2 protein-coding genes are annotated in these 1,307 nt (G+C 37.9%); one reads left to right on the forward strand and one right to left on the reverse strand.

Annotated features, from left to right (window positions below; translation table 11 throughout):
- The coding region (locus Q368_RS26405; protein ID WP_211249814.1) for a hypothetical protein at positions 1-639 on the forward strand (639 nt) is incomplete at its 5' end.
- On the opposite strand, the gene Q368_RS26550 is transcribed toward Q368_RS26405, so the two are convergent.
- On the reverse strand, positions 561-1,307 hold a 747-nt coding region (locus Q368_RS26550; protein WP_211249815.1), incomplete at its 5' end, for a hypothetical protein. The two genes, Q368_RS26405 and Q368_RS26550, sit on opposite strands and share 79 nt — an antisense overlap.

Here is a 1,307-nt window from a genome sequence, read left to right on the forward strand (position 1 = left end):
TTTTTTTTTTCATCGGCAACATGCCCCGGAAGGGTTGGGCGGCTTGGACCTGGTTCCGCTCGTGGATCACGGAGCGTGAGCATCTTCTGGTGGCAGCAACAACCATCGGGGGGGGATGGTGAAAAGGACACGCCATGCTTTTTTGCGTCCAAATCGGGACAAATTTTTAACGTTTCAGGTCCGGTGATAGTTCGGGCTGCTGGATTTGAAAAAAATAAAAATGGGGGCGTGTGGGAGGAAATCAGGACAGGTACAGGATGGATGATTGGCTTTTCACCTCGTGGCAGCGCAGCGAAGCGAGCATCTTTGTCTTTATTCTTAAAAGGGTTAAGAAAAGAGTGCTGGTTGAAAAAAGGTGTTTATCATCCTAAAATAATTAGGAATAATCAGAAACATGGGGGAATCAAAACTCCATATTTTGCCTACCCCGGGGGGAATCAAAACTTCATAGGGGGAATCAAAACTCCATATTTTGCCTACCCGGGGGGAATCAAAACTTCATATTTTGCCTGCTGGGTTTTCCACAATTTACCCCAGGGGGGAATCAAAACTCCATATTTTCATTTCCCCTGTTCCCCTACCTCCAAGATTTTTCGATGTAGTTGGTTGCTTCGTTTTATTTCAGCAACAAAAGATTGAGAAGGTACTAACGAATATTTGTAATCATTAATAATTTTAGCATATTTCCAATCTATCAGTACATTTTCTTGCTTCATTTCTTCTAATGCTTTTGCTATATACTTATTATTTTCACTGTTTTTTGAATACGGTTTCATTCCACTGCCTTCAATTATTGTTGATAATTTAATTTCGTATGGGTTCATCATTGATGCTTGCAAATAGTTATGTGACATTTTTTTATGTAAATACCGTGCAATAAAATTTGAATACTTCATGCATATCTCATAATTATATCTTCTAAACGTTAGTTCAAAAATACTTTTTTTAACCAGCGAATTAAAGAATATTACAAAAGATGTTTTTTTACCTTCTCCTTCTATCCAGCCTTCTTCTGTTTTTCCAGCAATGCGTCCGAATAAACTTTCACTAAAAAGTTCTTCTTTTTTATTATTTTCTAGAATCATTGTAAGTTTCATATTACAAGAGACCAATACTTCCAATGCATCTCGAATTTGCGCGTAGCTATAAGAATGTCCTGTTCTTTTTAACTCTTTTTGAAGCTGATACAAAGTAAATAAAACACCAACCTGCGCACCAACAGCAACGGCAGAACCTTCTGTTGCAATTTTCCTTAAAGCATCTTCGACAAACTCTTCTCTTTGTCCTGGCAATGCATCTATATATTC

The sequence above is a fragment of the Solidesulfovibrio alcoholivorans DSM 5433 genome (assembly GCF_000702665.1).
Classification (GTDB): domain Bacteria; phylum Desulfobacterota; class Desulfovibrionia; order Desulfovibrionales; family Desulfovibrionaceae; genus Solidesulfovibrio; species Solidesulfovibrio alcoholivorans.